Origin of the sequence: Pauljensenia sp. UMB1177 (genome assembly GCF_030217965.1) — a bacterium.
In the GTDB taxonomy this organism is placed as follows: Bacteria; Actinomycetota; Actinomycetes; order Actinomycetales; family Actinomycetaceae; genus Pauljensenia; species Pauljensenia turicensis_A.
In genome coordinates, this window is record NZ_JASOOV010000003.1 from 69,096 (window position 1) to 88,059 (window position 18,964).

Sequence of the window (18,964 nt, forward strand, 5' to 3'; positions counted from 1 at the left end):
TTGTTCAGCCAACCTCTCCAGCTGCAGGGGTTTCACCATTGCGGAACATCTTCAGCGGACGGAGAATCTCGGACTCAACCGTCTCGCCCTTCACGTATGCAGCGATCTGCTCAACAACGCGCTTACCGTAGTCAGCAGGTTCCTGTGCCACACATGCCGGGTATGCATCGGTGGTCGTGATTTCAGGTGCGCAGAAGCCGTAGACCTTCACGTCGCGACCCGAAGCCTTGACGGCTTCAATCGCGCCCTGTGCTGCCGGGCCAGTCGAAGCGAAGATGACATTCATATCCGGGTTGCCCTGTAGCATTGCTGCGGTGACGTCCAGGGAGTCGGTGACCTTCACGTTGCCGTCAACAGTGGCAACGACCTTTGCGTTCGGGTTCTCGGCGATCGCTTCCTGGAAGCCTTCGTCACGAATAACAACCGGAACCTCATCGGGTTCGGTGACCAGACCAATGTTCAGAGCAGTGTCGGTGCCCATGTCTTCAAGGACAACCTTTGCGGTGTCAATGCCCCCCTGCTTGTTATCTGCACCCAGGTACTGGATGACCGTTGCGTTCTGTGCCTTCAGAGCATCTTCGTTAACAATAATGTTGACGGTGAATACGGGGACACCAGCGTCATTCGCGGCGCGAACAATTGCTGCTGCCGGCTCGGACTTCACGGGGTTCAGTGCCAGCGCACACGGCTTCTTCTGCAGTGCAGCTTCTGCCTGAGCGAGCTGCTGCGCATCGTCGTCGTCTGCAATCTGAACTTCAGCAGTGAAGCCGTTGTCAGTTCCAGCGGTTTCAAACCCTTCCTTCATTGCAACGTAGTAAGGGTTGGTCTGGTTCGGAAGCAGAACTGCAATCGTCGGATTGTCTGACGAGCACGATTCCGGCAGAGTTGCCGATGCACCCGAGCCTGCTGCATTGCCACTGGCTGGGGTGTTGCTCCCCGTGCCCGTATCGATACCACCACATGCGCCAAGAGTGAGTACTGCTGCAGTGACAACTGCGGTAGTACCAAGCTTCTTGCGAATAGACATCATTGTCCTCCTTGTTGTGTTCTCTGCGTGAAGAGACGTTCTGTTATTTCAGCCGATTGCTGAAACAAGTCAGTGGGATGGGGTCGGCTGAGAAGTATCAGCCTTTGAGCTTTCTTTTCTTAGTTTTAAGCGAGAAGTCAGGGTGTTCAGGCCAGCCTTGTTGGTATCAAGCAGGACACCACCAAGAATGATCACGCCGATGACGAGTGGCTGCCAGTAAGAGTCGACGCCGATAACGTTCATGCCGTTCGAAACGGTAGCGATCAAAAGCGCACCGATGAATGCACCGAGAATCGTGCCGACGCCGCCGAAGAGGCTGACGCCACCAACAACTGCCGATGCAATCGAGTAGAACTGCTCGGTGCCCGAGCCTGCTGTCGGATACCCAACCATCAAACGAGAAGCCGTAATGATGCCACCAAATGCTGCGCACACACCGGAGATGACGTAGACCAGAATCGTGGTCTTCGCGATATTGATGCCGGCAAGACGTGCAGTTTCACGGTTGCCACCAACTGCGTAGATGTGAAGACCTGTTGCGGTGTGACGCAAGAAGTAGCTGATAACCAGTGCCGCGATAATGACCATGATGATCGGGACCGGGACGGAGAAGATCTTGCCACGACCGAAGACCGCGAAGAGCGGCTCGGTAATGGTCACCGACTTGGCCTGAGTCAGAATGTTCGGGATTGACGCAGAAATACCGAAGGTTGCGAAGGTGACGATGAACGGCGGGAGCTTTCCGTAGTGGACCATGACACCGTTGAAGACACCGACTGCGATGCCCACAACGATGGCGACGAGGGCTCCGGCCCACCATGGCGCACCGGCGTGCATTGCAATTGCTGCAATAACACCGGTCAAAGCAATGTTCGAACCAACCGACAAGTCGATGCCACCGGTAAGAAGCACGCATGCCTGACCGATAGCAAGGAATGTAACCACAGAGCCGTTAAGAAGCAACACTGAAAGGTTGCTAGCGGTACGAAACTCCGGTGAAAGAATCCCCATCACTGCTGCTACCAAAATAACAACAACGAAAACGCCAAGTTCCTGAGGCATTCGTCTTCTTCGAGGCGACATAACTTCCCTTTGCTCACTTGAGCACCGCGTTGTGCTCGAATACGGTTAAATTAACACCAATCATATGAGTACGCAACTACCTAAACGGCGCTCAAATGAGCGCTACATGATAATACTGGTAGTAATATCAAGGCGATTCGGAGTCCTCCCTCGCTTGAGCATTATGGAGTTGCAACATGTACACCCCCAGTCAGCCTCGCCAAGGATCTACCGAGCTCACTCAATCTGAACTCATGGAAGCAATCGCGCGCCGCTTCTACTTTGACGATGTCAGTAAAATGCAGATCGGAAATGAGTTTGGCATTTCGCGTTTTCGCGTTGCCCGCCTGCTCGAAAAAGCCCGCGCCATTGGCATGGTCAGAATCGAAATCTCAAACGTTGGCGTCAACATTGATGAGCTAGCTCAGCTTCTTGCTCGCCATCTCCATCTTGACCATGTCTGTCTTGTTGAAGCTAACCGAAATGTTGTAACCGAAAGAGATACTCTGGCGCGTCAAGCAGCCAAGTATCTCTCCACAAATATTCGACCGAACGACCGCATCGGTTTCTCTTGGGGTCGTACTTTGATGCCTATCGCCCGTTATCTTGGGCCTCTTCCCCCATCAGAGTTTGTTCAAATTACAGGAGTAATTGGTGACGATCCTTCAAAGTCTCCAATCACTTTGATCGGACAGATCAGTCAGCAATCTGGCGTTGAAGGGCGAATGCTTATCGCTCCCCTGTTCAGTTCTTCAGCTGAAACGGCGAAGGTTCAGAGGAAAGAACCAGCTGTTGCTCGCATCCTTGAGCTCTTCGATGACATTGACATCGCAGTCTTATCTGTCGGCGCTTGGGATTCTCGCGTCACCCAGCTTGAGCAAGTGCTTCCTCAGAGCGACATTGAAGTCTTGGATCAGCGTGGTGCGGTGGCCGATTCCACTGGCGTTTTCTTTGATGCCGACGGCAACTACCTCAATCTCTCCCTGAACGATCGCCGTATTTCCATAACCGTCGAGCAAATCTTGAAGGTCCCTAACGTCCTGATGGTTGCTGGCGGAACACAAAAGACAGAAGCAATCCACGCCGTGTGTCATTCAGGGATCCCAACTGCTCTTGTTACTACCACGGAAGTTGCGCAAAAACTCCTTACTCTCCCCGCGATTTCGAAGGGCAAGTATCGCTGACTCCCAGCCAAAACAAAACCCGGACTGCGAAGTAGTCCGGCTGGTTGTTGCCTTCACGTTGAAAGGGATACGGAAGTGTAGGTGGGTGCATTTAGGCACTAGGTGGGTGCACGACCGCCAGAGGTGGGTGCAAAACCAAACAGGTGGGTGCAAAACATCCCAACCGACTATAGAGCTATCGTGTTCTATGAGATTAGTTGAACGACATTTATTGGGTTCAGCTCAGGTCAGAAAAGAAAATCTTGAACCTGCACTCCTTCGGGCTTCCTTGGAACACCGCTGTCCGAACCTTTCTGCCCGTAGCCTATTTCCAGAAAAATCTCCGGGGAAGATAGGGCTTGAGCCAGCAGATTCTGCCTCCACAGGCCAACAGCCTTAGCAACCGATCGCGCCTGGCAGTTAATTGATTTGTTCGGATTAAACTCGATGTCAGTAAAGGCATCATACTTGACGACTGCTGAAAGCAAATCAGGTTTACGAATCAGAGCAGATGCGTATAACCAGTCGTAAAAGTAAGTTTTTGGCTCTAACGGGAAATCCCGCGAGAAAAAACGAAAGCCGATCAATTGACCACTATCCTTCAAGCGGGGATCGCTTTTTGACTCACGGCTTGAGACCTCAAATAAGTCAGCAAAAGGCCCACCTCGTAAAAATACCTTCGAAGCTTGAAATGCCGATTCAACTGAATACTCGCCGTAGCCTGGATGATGGATCCTTAGATTAAATGCGCTCAATTCAACACCCAGGCTGTCAGGACTTTTAGATGAGACTTCCAAAACCGCATGATCTGGTTCCAACAGATGAAAAGAATCATGCAGGCTAGCAATCGAACGCTGCTTTTGTTGTATCGAAAAACCGGGGTGGAACGTAAATTCAGTCTCCCGCTCATCAACGTACGGCAGGCGGTCCAAAACAAGAAAGACTGGTCTCTTAGCCATGCAAATCCCCCGCAGCGTCCACCCATGCTCGCCAATAACTGGGGTACTTAAATACATTTAAAGATGAATCATTGTTGACTTCCCACTTGGCGTAGACATTCCTGTGTATTCCGGATTGCAACAAAGATTGCTTTGTTTCATAATCATTAACAACTACGAAGGACACTTTTTCCCATGGAATCGTAGCAGCAATCTGGATTTCTGCTTGTGGGTTCGTAGTTAGAAAATCTGGTAAGTCTTCGCTCTGTCGAGAGAATACAACCCCAGATCTTGTGGTCATCTCTTCAACAAACAACTTTTCGACTGCTGCGAGACCGAGCAAGTCTTGTGGATCAGTACGTCTGCACTCTCTTGAGGCAGCATTAGACGGACAAAACACTACTTGGTCATACTCGAGGTCAGATAACACGGAAATCGGGATAAATAGAAGTGCAACATCCTCTTCCCGACTCCAAAGCTTAGTTCTGTAGCGGTACATCATCAAGAAATTCGGGAACGAGATCGAGAAACATGACATGTCTGTACGCTCATCGAGCCGTACTTCATCCAGTGCCTCAAATACAATATCTGGGAAGCCGTCAATCTCATTCCGAGGGAGAATACCGCGTTTTTTGATACCCCCTAAGTTTGTAATAGGAGTAAAATGAACGAGGTGCTCGACTCCCCTATCTTCGAGATACTCAACTACTTCTCTCATCTCAGTGTCACCTTGCCTGAAGAGAATATTTTAACAAGGGTTCGTTTCCCAACATCATGGCACCGTAATAGCCGCAGGGTATGCAATTACATGGCATCATCACGGTTCTCGCCACCCGTATTCTTTCTCAACCTTACTGGCGATCTTTTGATAACGATCTCTTTGTCGCCAATCAACCCCGTAGCGCGAATCTTCGTCGTCAATTACTTCTATAACGGCAGCTTGAGGAACCACACCAGCGTATGCACATGACCCATCAACCAAACAAGACATATGAACTCCAAACCAGACCCAAAGGTCCAACTTTTCGTCCGCAGTCCCGTGCTCGACTGGGACAAAGCCCTGCTCTACCTCATCACCGAGAAGATTCTGGTTGCCACTGACGGGCAGATTGATGTTGAGTTTAGATGCCATGTTTGAGATTTTGGAATGGGGGCTAAGCCAACCTATATATTAACTCTAGTGATTTGGGGTATTCAACCGAATTTTCAAAGTTAAGCATTGAACATGCCCGGTCAACTAAGATCGAACCAGCAACAGTCACTGGAACATCCCGAATAAGTTAATTAGGGTCTTGGAGTAAACACTGCAATAATCCATTTACATCTCGCCCATGTTTTATGAACAATTTGCCGAAACAGGTAGAACTGCCATTTCTAACTATTGACTTTCAATTTATTTCTAATTCAAGTAATAGTTAGAATGGCGTATTTTCATATCTCTAGAACGCATTTCCGTCAACAGCCTCGACACATGCTTTTATGAACTTTTTGCTCCTGACTCATGTCTACTTTTCTATTCAGGTATTAGTTCAACTAGAACCTGCTCGAGTAACTCTAGGTTCACGTTCCTAAGGTTCTCCTGAGTTTCATTATTAAGCTGACTCAAAAGACCAAAAGCTCGCTCTCTGTTCTTATCAAACACCTCTCTCATATCAGAAGTTAGATTGAGGGCAACCAGCATACCCACCATGTTGATGGAAAGCGCCACCCCCCTTGAAGCCATCTCAGCCATTTCCGGGTCAGGAGGGATATCACCAGTCTTGCTTGCTCTAGAGAAATACAGATTCACGCACTTGTCGGCAGCTCCAAATGCCTGGTCTGCCTCATCTATCTTGCCTGACCTCCAGTAACATGATCCCAGATTCAGATAAGCACGACTAAGAACGCTTAGGTAATAGGCCCAATGTTCCGGGGCTCTCTCAAGAAAATTTTCAGTATTCCCAATAACAATCAACTGATTGGTGATTTCGGGGAACTCCCTATCACCTTCAATGAACCAAAGCGGATCATCGTCAACATCAGTTCCTCTCAGGCGTCCAAACCGCCCGTTCTTCATTTGAACCAGCGGGTAAAAGTCAGTGAATTTCACCCCCAAGTTAAGCTTACGCAAGCGGGCATCGACCAACTCAACAAGTTCGATGTCAGCATTCGAATCACTAACAAATTCTGCACGAAGTTTAGTAAGCCGCTTGATCGCTTCATCATCTCTCCTCAGGATTTGATAAATCAACGAGAGGAGGACTTCCGCACGCACCGCGCTACTTCCAGTAGGACCAACCACAATGCGCGCATTTTCAGTCAAAGTCTCGACAACCTCCCGCGCAGAGTCATATTGCTCGAGTTTCAGTAATGTGACGCCTAGCTGGTGTGCTGCACGCAGGCTTAATGGATCATAAGCTCCGTGGTGCTCATTTACCACGGACAAGCAAGCTGAAAACCAATGCTGAGCATCAGCAAATCTCCGCTCTTCAAGTGCGATGTCCCCGGCCCACAAATAAGTATCTGCTCGAAGTGAGGCATAATCTCTTAACTTGGGAATCCTTAAATCTAAATCTCGAAACGCTTCCTCTACATTTTCAATCTGTTGTGCCTTGTATCCCCAAAAAATCAAGTTCGATTCTGCTTCAAGGGCCACAGCCGACTGTCCACCGCTGACTTCTCGAATTTTTGTTAATAACTCGGTTCCTTGGTCGAAAGCGACTTCGCTTTCGGGAGTCTGTGCGTGTACTGCGCGTAGTCGTTTCAACTGAAGAATGAGTGTTTTCAGGGATCGCTCACCATAAATCTTCGCTGATACTTCTGAACCATGATCGTAAAATTCTATGGCATCGTCATTAGCATGACTTTCAAAGGACAAATCTCCCTTGAGTGTTACCAACGGAATATAAATCTCTTGTATTACATTCTCTGGAATCGACTTGCCAAAGAAATGTTGCTGTAACATCTCTGTGATGTGAAGCAAGACTGGCATCGCTCTTAGCGGTTCCCCGCTCCTCATCAATAGTCTTGCATGAAGAAGTTTGACGGCCAGGGTATCTGGATGTGAGTGCCCATCCAGCCTAATCTGCATAGGAAGCAGTTCCATTATGATTGCTTCGGCATCACTATACTCAGACATGGCGTAATAGCAACTCGCAATCTGTCGGAGTAGCATGGTACGATCTCGGTCCCCAGCAACCTCTGCAATCACGTTGAGAGCCGCATTGTAGTGTTCGATTGCCTTGGAAAACTCGTATGCTTCCATGTTGCGTCTTGCGACATGTATTTGCGCAGCAGCAAAAGTAAGTGATGATTCGTCATCTGCAAACTTGAGATACCAGTCCACCACTGCCTCGACCTGTGTAGTGTTCGGTAAGTCAAGGTGCTCACGATGTTCGTCTAGCCAATTTGTACAAGCTTGTTGCGTAATCCTTCGCATATGCGTCTTCAAAGTCGACAAACCCTGTACGGATTTTCGTACATGCCTAGCCAGCAGGGGATCAGAGAAATTTGTCACTTGGATTGATCCTCTACACCACCCGATGGGGTCTCGGGCTTTTTGGATTGCCTCTTTAGTGGTTTCTTCCGAGACTTGATAGATTTCCTTAAAGACTTCTGAAATTACAGCTGGCACGAATCGATTCAGTTTGTCCATATCTGGATTTGATGGATTTCCAGCCACTGCTATAGTCAGGGCATTTCTTACATCGTCTGGCAAGGCATTCCAGCGGTTTTCCACTACCTGCTCTACACTATCTGGTAGTTTGAAGTTATCTGATAGAAGGATTTTGTTTCCTGCCAGTCGAATTTCTAGTGCAACATTGGGTTCTGTAATCCAGAGTAGAAGGAACAAAGGGGTATTCAGTTTCTCCACCACTTTTGTTGCGACATCTTCTGAGGTTTCTGGGGCGTAGCGAAGCAAAAGCTCAACAAGAGATTCTTCTTGCAATGACGGCACGTCAACATCAATGAGTCGCATCTGGTCGTCCGACTTTGCTTTCATCTCTGATTGCCATAGCATAAAGTCATCCTGAGTCATCCCCTCAGGCCAGGCAGTACCAATTACCATGACGGGCCGTTGATTATCGCGTTCACTTAGCGCATTCAATAGAGATCGAAGTTCTGGACCCATAAGGTGCATATCTTCAACAACAACAATTCCAGGCAGGCGTTTTGCTGTTAAGGATTTGATCGCTTCGGCCAGTTCTTTACCGGCATCCTTCTTAGCCTTAACATGTTGTTTTCCCATGTAAACATCTTGGTGAAGATTTATGGAGTCTTTACGTTTCTTCCCAACCCAACGTAGTATGTCAGTAACCCATGATGTGAGAGTAGCAGGAAGCGGTATCCCAATGCTCAGAGCGTCGAGGGAGGATTCAAGTAATGAATCTGCAACATCTGATTGTAGATCTTTGCGCACTCGAGTCGTTACTTCTGAGAGTACACTTCCGATTTGAGCGAGAGTTCCCGATGCTTCCCACCACGCAAGCGACAACGGTGCCAGATGAGTCGCCATCTGCTCTTTCCCCATTGCCACAACATCTATTTTTTGACTATTACGCAACTCCTCGCAGTTAAACGACCACCATCCAAACGTGGGAAGCGTGTCCTGCGCCCAAACAAAGGAATCCAACTCAGGGGAGAGTAGTGCTCGATCTCTCAGTGGGTTGGAACTATTGTCTACGTTATTGAGCTCAGGCCAATACTGACCATACCCATGCCTAGGGTTATTAAAGTTGTCCAATCGTAGCAACTCATATAGACGCTGAATAATTGCCGTCTTGCCAACACCGGATGCCCCTCGAAGCAGCACCACGTGTGGTCCAGAGTAGGTACCATTGGACAGTTCAATAATCCGACTGTGTAAGTCTTGAGCTATCGATTCGTGTTGACCTAATAACTCTGGCATCCAGCCCCTCCCGCTAAGCACACGGCACAATACCAATTACACATTAGTCAAGGTAAAGCGTGGCTAAGTAACTTGGAAAACTTGCCATGATAACTACTAGGTTATCCCTCAGCATAACTGATTCGAGCGCATGGTACAGCCAATGAACTGGTATCCGAGCCTTTGAATCTATATAGATGACACACAAGTGACAACAGGCTCATCAGCCCCCATAAAGATCTCTCTGACCAGCGCTTTTAGCGCTTCGTTGCATGGTGAACTAACCATTACACGAAGAAGCACCCTGCGAGTAATTGTATTACTTACAGGGTGCTAAACGGTGGCTTATAGGACAAAACGTGTTGGTTTTTGTTTAGTAGGTTTCTTTCCATGGGTGGGAGTGGTGGAGGTCGGTCCAGTTGATGGCTGCGCCCCAGCCTTGTAGTTGTTTTTGTTTTTGGGCGCGGTGTTGGGCGGTTGCGAATAGTTGGGTGATTTTCTTGATCTGTGTGGGTGTTGGTGAGTATTTGTGCGGGGGTGGCGGGGTTTTCAGTGTGTAGGTAGCACCACCACAGGACGGCTTTTACGCGGTGGTTGAGAGGCATTCCCCGGTGGGTGCGCAGTAGTGCTCTTAGTTGGGTGTTAATGGCGCCTTCAATGTGGTTGGTGGTGGCTGGGATGGGTTGTGTGGGGATGTGTAGGTGGGGGTCTAGGTAGGTAAATAGAGCGCCTTTGCGTACGAGGTTGTTAAGGGAGTTACGCGCTTCTATTAACCGCCGGTGGGTGGGAACTATGGCCCCGTTTTCGAGTCTTGTTTTTTGGGCTAGGAAGGCCTTGTAAGTAGTGTTCCACGCAGCTAGGTCTACTCACCATTGGGTGGCTTGAGCTGGGGTTTTTATGTGTAGTAAACGCTTTGCTAGCCCGTAGAGTTCCACTCCGGCCTGGGTGCGAGGACGCGTGATAGTTTTACGTTTCACCGCGCTGAAAGCATGAAAAGTACACCTTTGCACCCTGGTGGTAGGCCACTGAGCTTGTAAGGCGCTAGCGATCCCGCTGCCCCCATCGCAGATCACGACATCTGGTGGGGCAATGCGATCAAACAAGGCTTGCCACGCTCCGGAATACTCGCCTTTGGCCACATACCAGCCCAACACGTGATTTTTAGTGCAGGCAATCAAAACCACCACGTTACGGGCTAGATAAATCCCATCTACAAACACCACATGATGAACCTCATCCACCAGTGGGCATTTATGCCATAAACGCCAAAACCATTTCAAAATGGCGCCGAGCACTACGACCCCACCAGGTAGATCCTGGTAGCGTAACCGGCCAGTGACAAACTCTAAAAACACACCGAAATACCGCGCTTGAATATCATTGCGACGCGACTGACTCGCTCCACACTTACTACACCTAAACCTGACTCGACCAGCAGCAGTCTTGCCCCACTTATGTGTTGATCCACCACAAACTAAACAACGAGGATTTCCCATCCTCGAATTCAACCGACTTCAAACCCGACTTTCCCCCACCAACACAACAAAAAGTCCACGAAAAACCAACACGAAATGACCTATAAGCCCAGAAATTCTAGTTTTTGTTTGAAAATTAGTGACGGGGGTGAGACCGTTTAAGATCTCACCCCCGTACTGTTATGCCGATGTTTCGTCGGCTAGGCGATTAGTTCTCCTCGCCTTCGCGACGACGACGCACGAGCACCAGGCCAAGGCCTGCTACGCCCATTGCGGCTACGATACCAGCGAGCCCTGCTACCTGCGCACCGGTGCGTGCAAGCTTAGACTTTTGGATCGCATCAGATTTTGCAATCTCGAAGTGGGCAGTCACCGTGTCAATGCTGCCATCAGGGTAGGTGAAGTTCACCTTAATGTCAGCCTTCTGTCCTGGCTTTGCATCCTTGCCGGGCTCTACGGTCAAAGTGCAGTTTTTATCCACAGAAGCCTTCCAGCCTGACGGCACGCTACTTGGATCAACCTCACACTTAGTGTCTGCTGGCAGGTCGCCGGGCTTCAAAGGAATCTCAGTCTTGTCATTTACCTTGCCAGTAGTATTCGGGTATTCAGGCTGGCACTTATCCGAATCCTTGCCATTATCAGCAGGGTCAGGTTCTCCGACGGTAACGGTTACTTCAACCGTGTCGGTCGAACCATCCGGGTATGTTACAACTACTGGAACCGTGATCTTGTCGCCCGGCTTCTCACCTTCAGGAACCGAAACGGTTACCTCACCGGTGTTCTCATCAACCTTAGAGCCCTCAGGAGCACCCTCACCAGGAGTGAACTTAGTACCCTCAGGAGCCTTGGTTTCCTTACCGTCCTTGTCCTTAAACGTAGGACCAGGAACCGTCGAATCCACACCAGGCTTACCAGAACCATCCTGATACTCAGGCTCGAAGTTCTTGTTATCAGTAGTCTCAAACTCGATGAAGAGGTCTGGAGTGTTACCCGTGATTTCTACCGTTGCGCCCTCACGAATCACGCTATCATCCTTGACTTTCAGATCATCATTAGCGAGGTCGTCAAGGCCAGAAATCGACACTGTGTAAGTGCCCAGTGGAAGCATCTCTAGATCAAAGTTCTGCGCAACTGAGTATGCACCTCCGCTTACCCAATGTGCTGCATCTGCGCTGGACTTGTATTGCTCACCGTCTTGTGAAGTCAGCGTGACAACAAGGTCACGAATTGACTCCGGAAGAGTCTTCTCCGCAGAAGGATCGTTAACCGAAGGAATGTTGCTACCGTCAACCTTCACACGAATCGTCAGGAACTGAGCCTTTACCAGGTCGACAAAGATGTTCGGCGTATTATCTGTAACCTCTAGCGTTGCATCATCGCGAAGACTGCTCTTTCTAGAGGCTGTCAGGTCGTTTGCTTTGAGGCCCTCCAAACCTGACAACGACACATCATATGTTCCAAACTAAATGAGGCACCACACCGCCTTCGCACTCAAAATACATAAGGTACGTCGCGGGAGGGTAATTTTGTACCGGGAGGGTGAAAATGCCACCCCTCACCTCCTCACTTCATAAACGCCCAACCCAAATCACCCCCAGCAACCACAGCGCCCCTTCGATCCAAATCGCCCTCCAAGGGCCAAAACGCCCACCGCAAGCAACCCGGTACTTTTACCGACAAGCAAAGCGCGCCACCCACTAAGTTATTTCATGTTTTTTATGTTTTTCTCATGCTGACCTCAACGTTCAAATAACCAATTGATAAAAATAAAACTGAGGATTATCGCATAAAGTAAGGTACACCTTACTCATCTACAGCGGATAGCTGGTGCTCCTGGTCGCGCAATGATTTTAGGAAATAAAGAAAGGGTAATAAAGATATGACCGATTTAGATATTGAGGGCGCGGTAGCAGCGCTCAGTTCGTGGCAAGAAGAAACCTATTTGTGGTTGCATCAAAACCCCGAGCTTTCTATGGCAGAGACCGAAACCTGCGATTTTATTGACAAACAGCTAAAAGACTTTGGGTACGTAACCCAGAGAATCGGTGGCGGTGTTGTGGGTGTACTTAAGAACGGCGAGGGCAAAACCACGCTGTTCCGCGCCGACATTGATGCTTTGCCGGTGAAAGAGGACACCGGGTTTTCCTACGCCTCTACGGTGACGCGTCGGGATGCTCAGGGAAATGAAGTCCCGGTTATGCACGCCTGCGGACATGACTTTCACGTCACCGCCGGGCTGGGTGCTGCCCGGATACTTTCCGAAAACCGGCAGGCGTGGAGCGGCACCTATATCGCCCTCTTCCAGCCTGGCGAGGAAACCGCCGAGGGCGCAAAGTCCATGGTTGCAGACGGTTTGGTTGACAAAATTCCGCACCCCGATGTGGCCTTAGCACAGCACGTGCTCGCCGGGCCCATGGCTTCCGGCTCAGTCGGCACCCATTCCGGCGCTATTCTCTCGACCGGCGCCTCCTTGAAAATTATTGTGCATGGCAAAGGTTCGCACGGCTCCATGCCCCACATGGGAGTAGATCCCGTGGTGCTCGCCTCTGCGATAGTGATGCGGCTGCAAACCATTGTTTCCCGCGAAATCAACCCCTTCAAGATGGCAGTAGTGACCGTGGGGTCGCTGCAGGCCGGTTCCAAGTCGAATATCATTCCTGACCGCGCCACTTTACTATTGAATATCCGCGCCTACGACATAGAGGTGCGCGAACACCTATTGGAAGCAATAAAACGGATGGTGAACGCTGAATGCAAAGCAGCCGGAGCCCCCGCGCCTGCCGAGTTTGAGCTTTACGACTCCTATCCCCTGACCAATAATGATGCCGAAACCACCCAGAAGGTGACTGACGCGTTTATGGCACATTTCGGGTCGGATCGCGTCTGTGATTGCGGCGAAGTATCGGCCTCGGAAGATTTCAGTACCATCCCTGATGCCTTCGGGATTCCCTATACTTACTGGGGTTTAGGTGGCTTCAATGAGGGCGACCCCCAGTATCCCAACCACAACCCCAAGTTTGGGCCGGTTATGCAGCCCACGCTACCCACCGGCACCGAAGCGATTTTGGCTGCGGTAATGGCCTGGTTGAAGAAGTAAAGGAGAAATCGAAACGCGCATCGAAGAGATTATTGAGTCTTTCCTCAGCGACCCTGAAATGCTCGCCTCACTAGCAGTAGACATGGCAGACCATTACAGGAAAGGACACGGCCAAGGAAATGAAGTCCTCAAAGCCCTAGAAACCCGCCACTAAGATGTAGAAATCCAACTCGCCAACTTCGTCAAAGCAATATCCCAAGGCATCTTCAATGACACCACTGCCGAAGCCATGCGTGCACTGGAAGAACAAAAACGCGATCTCAATCAAGCCATCCAAACAGAAAACGTCAAAACCGCCCTCTCTTTGAGGATGAAGCTTCCATTAGCTCGTTCTACGAGCGCTTCGCCCAGGCCACGATCGACACGCCCGAGACCCGCGACCAGCTTTTCGAGTACTTCGTGGACAAGGTGTTCATCGGTCGCGAGCAGATCGTCATCGCCTCGTACTTCCACGACAGCACGGCACCCATCGAGTTCGAGGACCTAGAAGAAGCGCTGTCCAGCGGACACAGAGCGGGGGAAGTGCGAACCTACGCTCGAAAGCGAGAGTTCGACACTTCCCCCTCAGGTGGAGCTAAGGGGATTCGAACCCCTGACCTCTTCCATGCCATGGAAGCGCGCTACCAACTGCGCCATAGCCCCGTATTCAGTTCATCGCGCTTGCGACCCGTTAAGCATAACGGAACGCCAGCCGGTTCGTAAAATCGAAACCCCGTGCAGGCCATCACATCAGCCGCGATCACAGGATCCACGCGACAAGCAGATGCGCGATGCTTACGCGCCCAACAGATCCTCGCGGTATCCAATATTGTGCGCAGCCAAACGGAAAGACGGAGCACCCGACGCACCGGAACCTCCCCCACCCACGCGAACAAGCTCTGACCAGTGACAATTATCCAAGCCACGCATCGCATCAAATTCAAGCGGGTTCAAGCCCATGCAGGTAATCAGACCGCGCAAAATTGCTGCACCGTGAGCAACCACAATGACAGTCGCATCCGAAGGAGCCTGGCGAGCCGCCTCAAAAGTAGCATCCCGCACGCGCGCCCCCACAACATCCGATGGCTCAATTGACGCCTCGCCACTCTCGCCCGTCTGACGCCACGCATCCACCAAATCCGGATATTTTTCGCGAGCCTCCGGCAGGGTTAGTCCCTCAAACAGGCCGTAGTTGCGCTCAATCAGGCGCTCATCCACGATCGGTCCTTCAACATCGCCGCCCTGGGCACGAAACACTCCAGCCAGCAGCTCAGCAGTTTCCGAGGCCCGCGACAGAGGCGAACAAACAATCACAACCTTATTCGAGGTCTGGGAAGCAACACTCACACCAACCTGAGCACTCCGTGACAGGACACGCTTCGCTAGAACCTCGCCAGCGCGCTCAGCCTGCTTACGACCACAAGTATTCAACGGACGATCAATCACGCCCTGGAAACGCCGCTCAACGTTATAGTCCGTCTGTCCGTGACGCACGAACACAATACGATTCGCGCCGTCATCGTGTGTCTCAACAGCAAAGTTAGTGTCGCTGGCAGGTGCGGTGACAGTAGCGGGTGAAGAAGTAGCAGGCTCGGTCATGATCAGTCTTCCTCAGCGTCAGAATCGGCGGCTAAATCCATCGCGCCTGATGCAATCGCTGACGCTAAGTCCATGCCTCGTGCATCACCCATCGACGCAACAACCTCAGCCGCCGACATCGGAGTACCGACCCCAGCACCCACCGTGCCCGGCGCCACAACAAAACCGGCAACGCGTGCGGCCTCTCCCTCGGGAGCAAGGTGCGTCACCTTACCGTCTGCCCAGAGCTTTTCCAGAGCGTAGAACTCGCGCTGTTCATCGGTCAGAACGTGGCAGATCAGCTCACCGTAGTCGATCAGTACCCACGTGCCACCTGTACGCCCCTCGATGCGATCGGGCTTCACACCCAGCTGCTTCGCCGTCTGATCCATGATTTCTTCAGCGATCGCGCGCACCTGACGATCCGTAGGAGCAGAAAAAATCAGAAATGACTCAGCCAACGCCAGACGATTCCCCACGTCCACCGCCACCGGATCCGTCGCCAACTTGTCGATCGCTGCCTCTACGATGACGTCCCGCAGATCCTTTTGCGCTTCACTCACGTGGTTTTCCCTCTCTTCACGCCAACAATCGGCGGATGCTTCACGCCGACAATCGGCGGATTCTATGCCCGTCACTGATCCGTGTACAGGTCGTATTTCTTGATGTACTGGACAACACCGTCGGGCACTAAATACCAGACCGGATGCCCACCTTCAACGCGCTTACGGCAGTCCGTTGACGAGATCGCCATTGCTGGGACCTCCACCAACGACACCGAATTACTAGGCAAACCCGACGCATCCAATTGATGTCCTGGACGAGTAACGCCGACGAAATGCGCCATTTCGAACAGTTTATCCGCGTCCTTCCACTGGGCGATCTGTTCCAGAGCATCTGCGCCCGTAATGAAGTAGAAGTCCGTATCCTCCGGGTATTGCGCCGCAAGATCGGTCAGCGTATCGATCGTGTACGTTGTCCCACCACGGTCAATATCGACACGAGACACGGTAAAACGCGGGTTCGATGCCGTGGCAACAACCGTCATCAGATAGCGGTGTTCGGCGCTGGTCACCTTGCGCCCGGCCTTGAACGGTTGCATCGCCGCGGGGACGAACACAACCTGGTCAAGTTGGAAGACTTCCATCACTTCCGACGCCGCGACAAGGTGGCCGTGGTGAATGGGGTCGAAAGTTCCACCCATGATCCCGATGGATCGACGAGGCCGACCGGCTGAAAACTCTTTAGCTGCACTGGTGGTCAGAGCATCATCGGGCGCCTCGACACCATCGACGCTACTGGCCTGCGCGCAAGTCTGGTCGCTCATGGACGAACCGTCCCATCGCCTTCAATAATCCACCGCGTTGTCGTCAGTTCAGCCAAGCCCATCGGACCCCGAGCATGAAGCTTCTGAGTCGAGATACCGATCTCTGCGCCCAATCCAACCTGGCCACCGTCGGTGAAACGGGTCGACGCGTTAACCGCAATGGCAGCCGAATCAATCTCAGTCTGAAAACGGTTCGCGGATTGAAGGGAACGGGTGCAGATCGCTTCAGTGTGACCGGTTGAGTAGCGACGAATATGGGCGATGGCCTCATCAATCGAGGGGACAACCCGCACAGCCAAATCCATCGACAGGTATTCGGTTGCCCAGTCTTCTTCGGTTGCCTCAACCCACATATCGGAGTCAATCGACGGGGTCTGACGAGCAATCTGGGCAGAAGCAGGATCCAAGTGCAGAGTAACGCCAGCTGTTGCCAAACGAGTCAGCGCTGACAGCAGGAAACGCTCGGCTTCGGCTTCGTGCACAAGGAGAGTCTCAGCTGCATTGCAGACACCCACACGCTGAGTCTTCGCATTCATAATGATGCGTTCAGCAGCTTCCAGGTCTGCGCCCTCATCAACGTAAACGTGACAGTTACCCGTGCCTGTTTCGATAACAGGGACAATCGAGTTTTCGACGACAGCTTGGATCAAGCCCGCACCACCGCGAGGAATCAGCACATCGATGCCACCACGAGCACGCATCAAAGCCGTCACACCAGGACGTCCCAGATGGTCAACCGTCTGAACTAAATCAGCGGGCAGATCAACGCTTTCAAGAGCATCACGCATCACGGTGATGATCGCCTGATTCGAGTTAAACGCCGCGCTACCACCGCGCAGAATAACCGCGTTACCGGACTTCAGGCCAAGCACTGTCGCATCAATCGTCACATTCGGACGAGCTTCGTAAATCACTGCGACAACGCCCATAGGCACGCGCACCTGACGGATACGAAGACCCAGCTCATTCACGGTTCCACGGAGGATCTGGCCGACCGGATCCGGCAAGCTGGCGACCTCGCGAACAGAATCAGCAATTGACGCGATACGCGACTGGTCCAACGCCAAACGATCCAAGAGCCCAGCGGACATGTCGTTTTCGCGACCTCGCAGTAAATCCAGCTGGTTCGCAGACAAGATTTCGCGGGACCGTTCTTCAAGGGCAATCGCAATTGCTTCCAGCGCGCGATTCTTCACACCAGCTGTCGCCACGGCGAGCGACAAGGAGGCCGTGCGCGCAACCGTAGTCAGATCTAAAATATCAGGAATCTGGTCAGTCATGTCCCCATTTTCCCACAGGTTGGAGCGCTGAGCAGTACTAGACCAGCGGTGCCAAGTCGTCGCGATGCACGATCGGGCGCGGATGCTCCCAACCCGAAAGACGCAGATCTTCAGCAGACAAGCCCGCCATATGTGCGACCTCATCGGAGTCGTAGGAGACGATGCCTCGCGCCAACAGGCCAGCTGGGCCAGCAATATCTACAACATCGCCTAAATCAAAGTGTCCGATGATGCGAACAACGCCGGCAGCCAGCAAAGACTTCTTGCCTGCGGTGATTGCACGACCCGCCCCCTCGTCGACGATGATTTCGCCACGAGAATGAGCAACATGAGCAATCCAGAGGCGACGCGATGCCGGACGAACCGATGAAGGAGCGAACCATGTACCCGTCGCGCTCCCCGACAGTGCAGTCCCCAGTTCATCCGCGCTAGTCAAGACCACCCCAATGCCGGAGGTCGCAGCCATCGTCGCAGCCTGAACCTTCGTCACCATGCCTCCGGTGCCCACCTTTGATCCCGAGCCCGTCACCAAGACAGCATGTAGGTCGTCGGTCGAATGAACCTCGCGAATGAGCTGCGAACCCGGATGGCTGGGAGGCGCGGTATACAGCCCATCAACATCGGTCAGCAGGATCAGCGCGTCGGCTGCAACCATCTGCGCCACATACGAGGCCAGACGGTCATTGTCGCCAAAGCGAAGCTCGCGAGTAGTGACCGCATCATTCTCGTTAATAATCGGAACAACGCCACAGCTGAGCAGGCGATCAAGCGCAGAACGCACGTTCGTGTAGTGTTCGCGACGCATGACGTCTTCAGTGGTGAGCAGCAACTGAGCGACATCAAGGTGGTGCGCCTGAAATGCTGCCGTCCAGCGAGCAACCAGGAGCCCCTGCCCCATCGCGGCAGCAGCCTGAACGCTTGCCAGATCGCGCGGACGCGAATTGAAGCCCAGCGGATCCAGACCCGCTGCAACCGCACCGGAAGAGACAATAATGATCTCTTTACCCGGCGTCTTCCACTTCGAGACCAAGCGCGCTACGGAATCAATACGGTTCAGATCCAGGCCACCATCATCGCGGCTCAGCGACGAGGATCCAATTTTGACGACAATACGGTTCGCATCGTTGATACGGCCGTCACACGAAGGAGTCACTTCGAGTCCTTGCCTTAG

At 51.8% G+C, this 18,964-nt stretch carries 15 protein-coding genes, 1 tRNA gene and 1 pseudogene; 2 read left to right on the top strand and 15 right to left on the bottom strand.

The window, feature by feature from the left end; translation table 11 throughout:
- Positions 1-4: 4 nt before the first annotated feature.
- Together QP442_RS05000 and QP442_RS05005 are read right to left on the bottom strand one after the other, a co-directional pair.
- The gene (locus QP442_RS05000) at positions 5-1,030 is read right to left on the bottom strand and encodes a substrate-binding domain-containing protein (protein WP_219811056.1); all 1,026 of its coding nucleotides are present in this window, start codon (positions 1,028-1,030) and stop codon (positions 5-7) included.
- Between the two features lie 66 nt (positions 1,031-1,096).
- On the bottom strand, positions 1,097-2,089 hold the full coding sequence (locus QP442_RS05005) for an ABC transporter permease (protein ID WP_103633594.1): 993 nt from the start codon (positions 2,087-2,089) through the stop codon (positions 1,097-1,099).
- 197 nt (positions 2,090-2,286) lie between these two features.
- On the opposite strand from QP442_RS05005, the gene QP442_RS05010 reads away from it, so the two are divergent.
- Complete coding sequence (locus QP442_RS05010) at positions 2,287-3,273, top strand: sugar-binding transcriptional regulator (protein WP_103633593.1); 987 nt, start codon at positions 2,287-2,289, stop codon at positions 3,271-3,273.
- 227 nt (positions 3,274-3,500) lie between these two features.
- Here the strand turns inward: QP442_RS05010 and QP442_RS05015 are convergent, their stop codons facing one another.
- The 6 genes and pseudogenes from QP442_RS05015 to QP442_RS05040 all read right to left on the bottom strand — a co-directional run bounded on the left by QP442_RS05015 (position 3,501) and on the right by QP442_RS05040 (position 11,973).
- Entirely contained in the window at positions 3,501-4,211 is a 711-nt protein-coding gene (locus tag QP442_RS05015; protein WP_103633592.1) for a DarT1-associated NADAR antitoxin family protein, read from the bottom strand.
- A complete protein-coding gene (locus tag QP442_RS05020; RefSeq protein WP_006681612.1) occupies positions 4,204-4,908 on the bottom strand; it encodes a DarT ssDNA thymidine ADP-ribosyltransferase family protein in 705 nt (234 codons plus the stop codon). The genes QP442_RS05015 and QP442_RS05020 overlap by 8 nt, the downstream gene beginning before the upstream one ends.
- Positions 4,909-5,007: 99 nt before the next feature.
- Positions 5,008-5,322: a hypothetical protein gene (locus tag QP442_RS05025; protein WP_006681613.1), complete on the bottom strand. Its 315-nt coding sequence runs from the start codon at positions 5,320-5,322 to the stop codon at positions 5,008-5,010.
- A 381-nt stretch (positions 5,323-5,703) separates the two neighbouring features.
- Positions 5,704-9,078: a tetratricopeptide repeat protein gene (locus QP442_RS05030; RefSeq protein ID WP_103633591.1), complete on the bottom strand. Its 3,375-nt coding sequence runs from the start codon at positions 9,076-9,078 to the stop codon at positions 5,704-5,706.
- 352 nt (positions 9,079-9,430) lie between these two features.
- A pseudogene (locus QP442_RS05035) lies at positions 9,431-10,553 on the bottom strand (IS1249 family transposase).
- A 187-nt stretch (positions 10,554-10,740) separates the two neighbouring features.
- A complete protein-coding gene (locus QP442_RS05040) occupies positions 10,741-11,973 on the bottom strand; it encodes a YPDG domain-containing protein (RefSeq protein WP_219811055.1) in 1,233 nt (410 codons plus the stop codon).
- Between the two features lie 438 nt (positions 11,974-12,411).
- On the opposite strand from QP442_RS05040, the gene QP442_RS05045 reads away from it, so the two are divergent.
- Positions 12,412-13,629 carry an amidohydrolase gene (locus tag QP442_RS05045; protein WP_103633590.1) on the top strand — a complete coding sequence of 406 codons (1,218 nt, stop codon included), beginning with the start codon at positions 12,412-12,414 and terminating at the stop codon, positions 13,627-13,629.
- A 264-nt stretch (positions 13,630-13,893) separates the two neighbouring features.
- Here QP442_RS05045 and QP442_RS05050 read toward each other — a convergent pair whose 3' ends face one another.
- From QP442_RS05050 to proB, 7 genes are all read right to left on the bottom strand, one after another.
- On the bottom strand, positions 13,894-14,082 hold the full coding sequence (locus QP442_RS05050; protein ID WP_103633589.1) for a hypothetical protein: 189 nt from the start codon (positions 14,080-14,082) through the stop codon (positions 13,894-13,896).
- 116 nt (positions 14,083-14,198) lie between these two features.
- Positions 14,199-14,271 (bottom strand) — tRNA-Ala (locus tag QP442_RS05055).
- 132 nt (positions 14,272-14,403) lie between these two features.
- Positions 14,404-15,207, bottom strand: a complete 804-nt coding sequence (locus QP442_RS05060) for a histidine phosphatase family protein (protein ID WP_103633588.1) — start codon at positions 15,205-15,207, stop codon at positions 14,404-14,406.
- A 2-nt stretch (positions 15,208-15,209) separates the two neighbouring features.
- Positions 15,210-15,749, bottom strand: coding sequence for a ribosome silencing factor (rsfS, locus tag QP442_RS05065; protein WP_103633587.1), 540 nt, complete (start codon positions 15,747-15,749; stop codon positions 15,210-15,212).
- Positions 15,750-15,820: 71 nt separating this feature from the next.
- Positions 15,821-16,513 (bottom strand): nicotinate-nucleotide adenylyltransferase, encoded by a 693-nt coding sequence (nadD, locus tag QP442_RS05070; RefSeq protein WP_103633586.1) that lies wholly within the window; start codon positions 16,511-16,513, stop codon positions 15,821-15,823.
- On the bottom strand, positions 16,510-17,793 hold the full coding sequence (locus QP442_RS05075) for a glutamate-5-semialdehyde dehydrogenase (protein WP_103633585.1): 1,284 nt from the start codon (positions 17,791-17,793) through the stop codon (positions 16,510-16,512). Before QP442_RS05075 ends, nadD begins: the two co-directional genes overlap by 4 nt.
- A gap of 37 nt (positions 17,794-17,830) precedes the next feature.
- Positions 17,831-18,946, bottom strand: a complete 1,116-nt coding sequence (proB, locus tag QP442_RS05080; protein WP_219811054.1) for a glutamate 5-kinase — start codon at positions 18,944-18,946, stop codon at positions 17,831-17,833.
- Positions 18,947-18,964 lie beyond the last annotated feature (18 nt).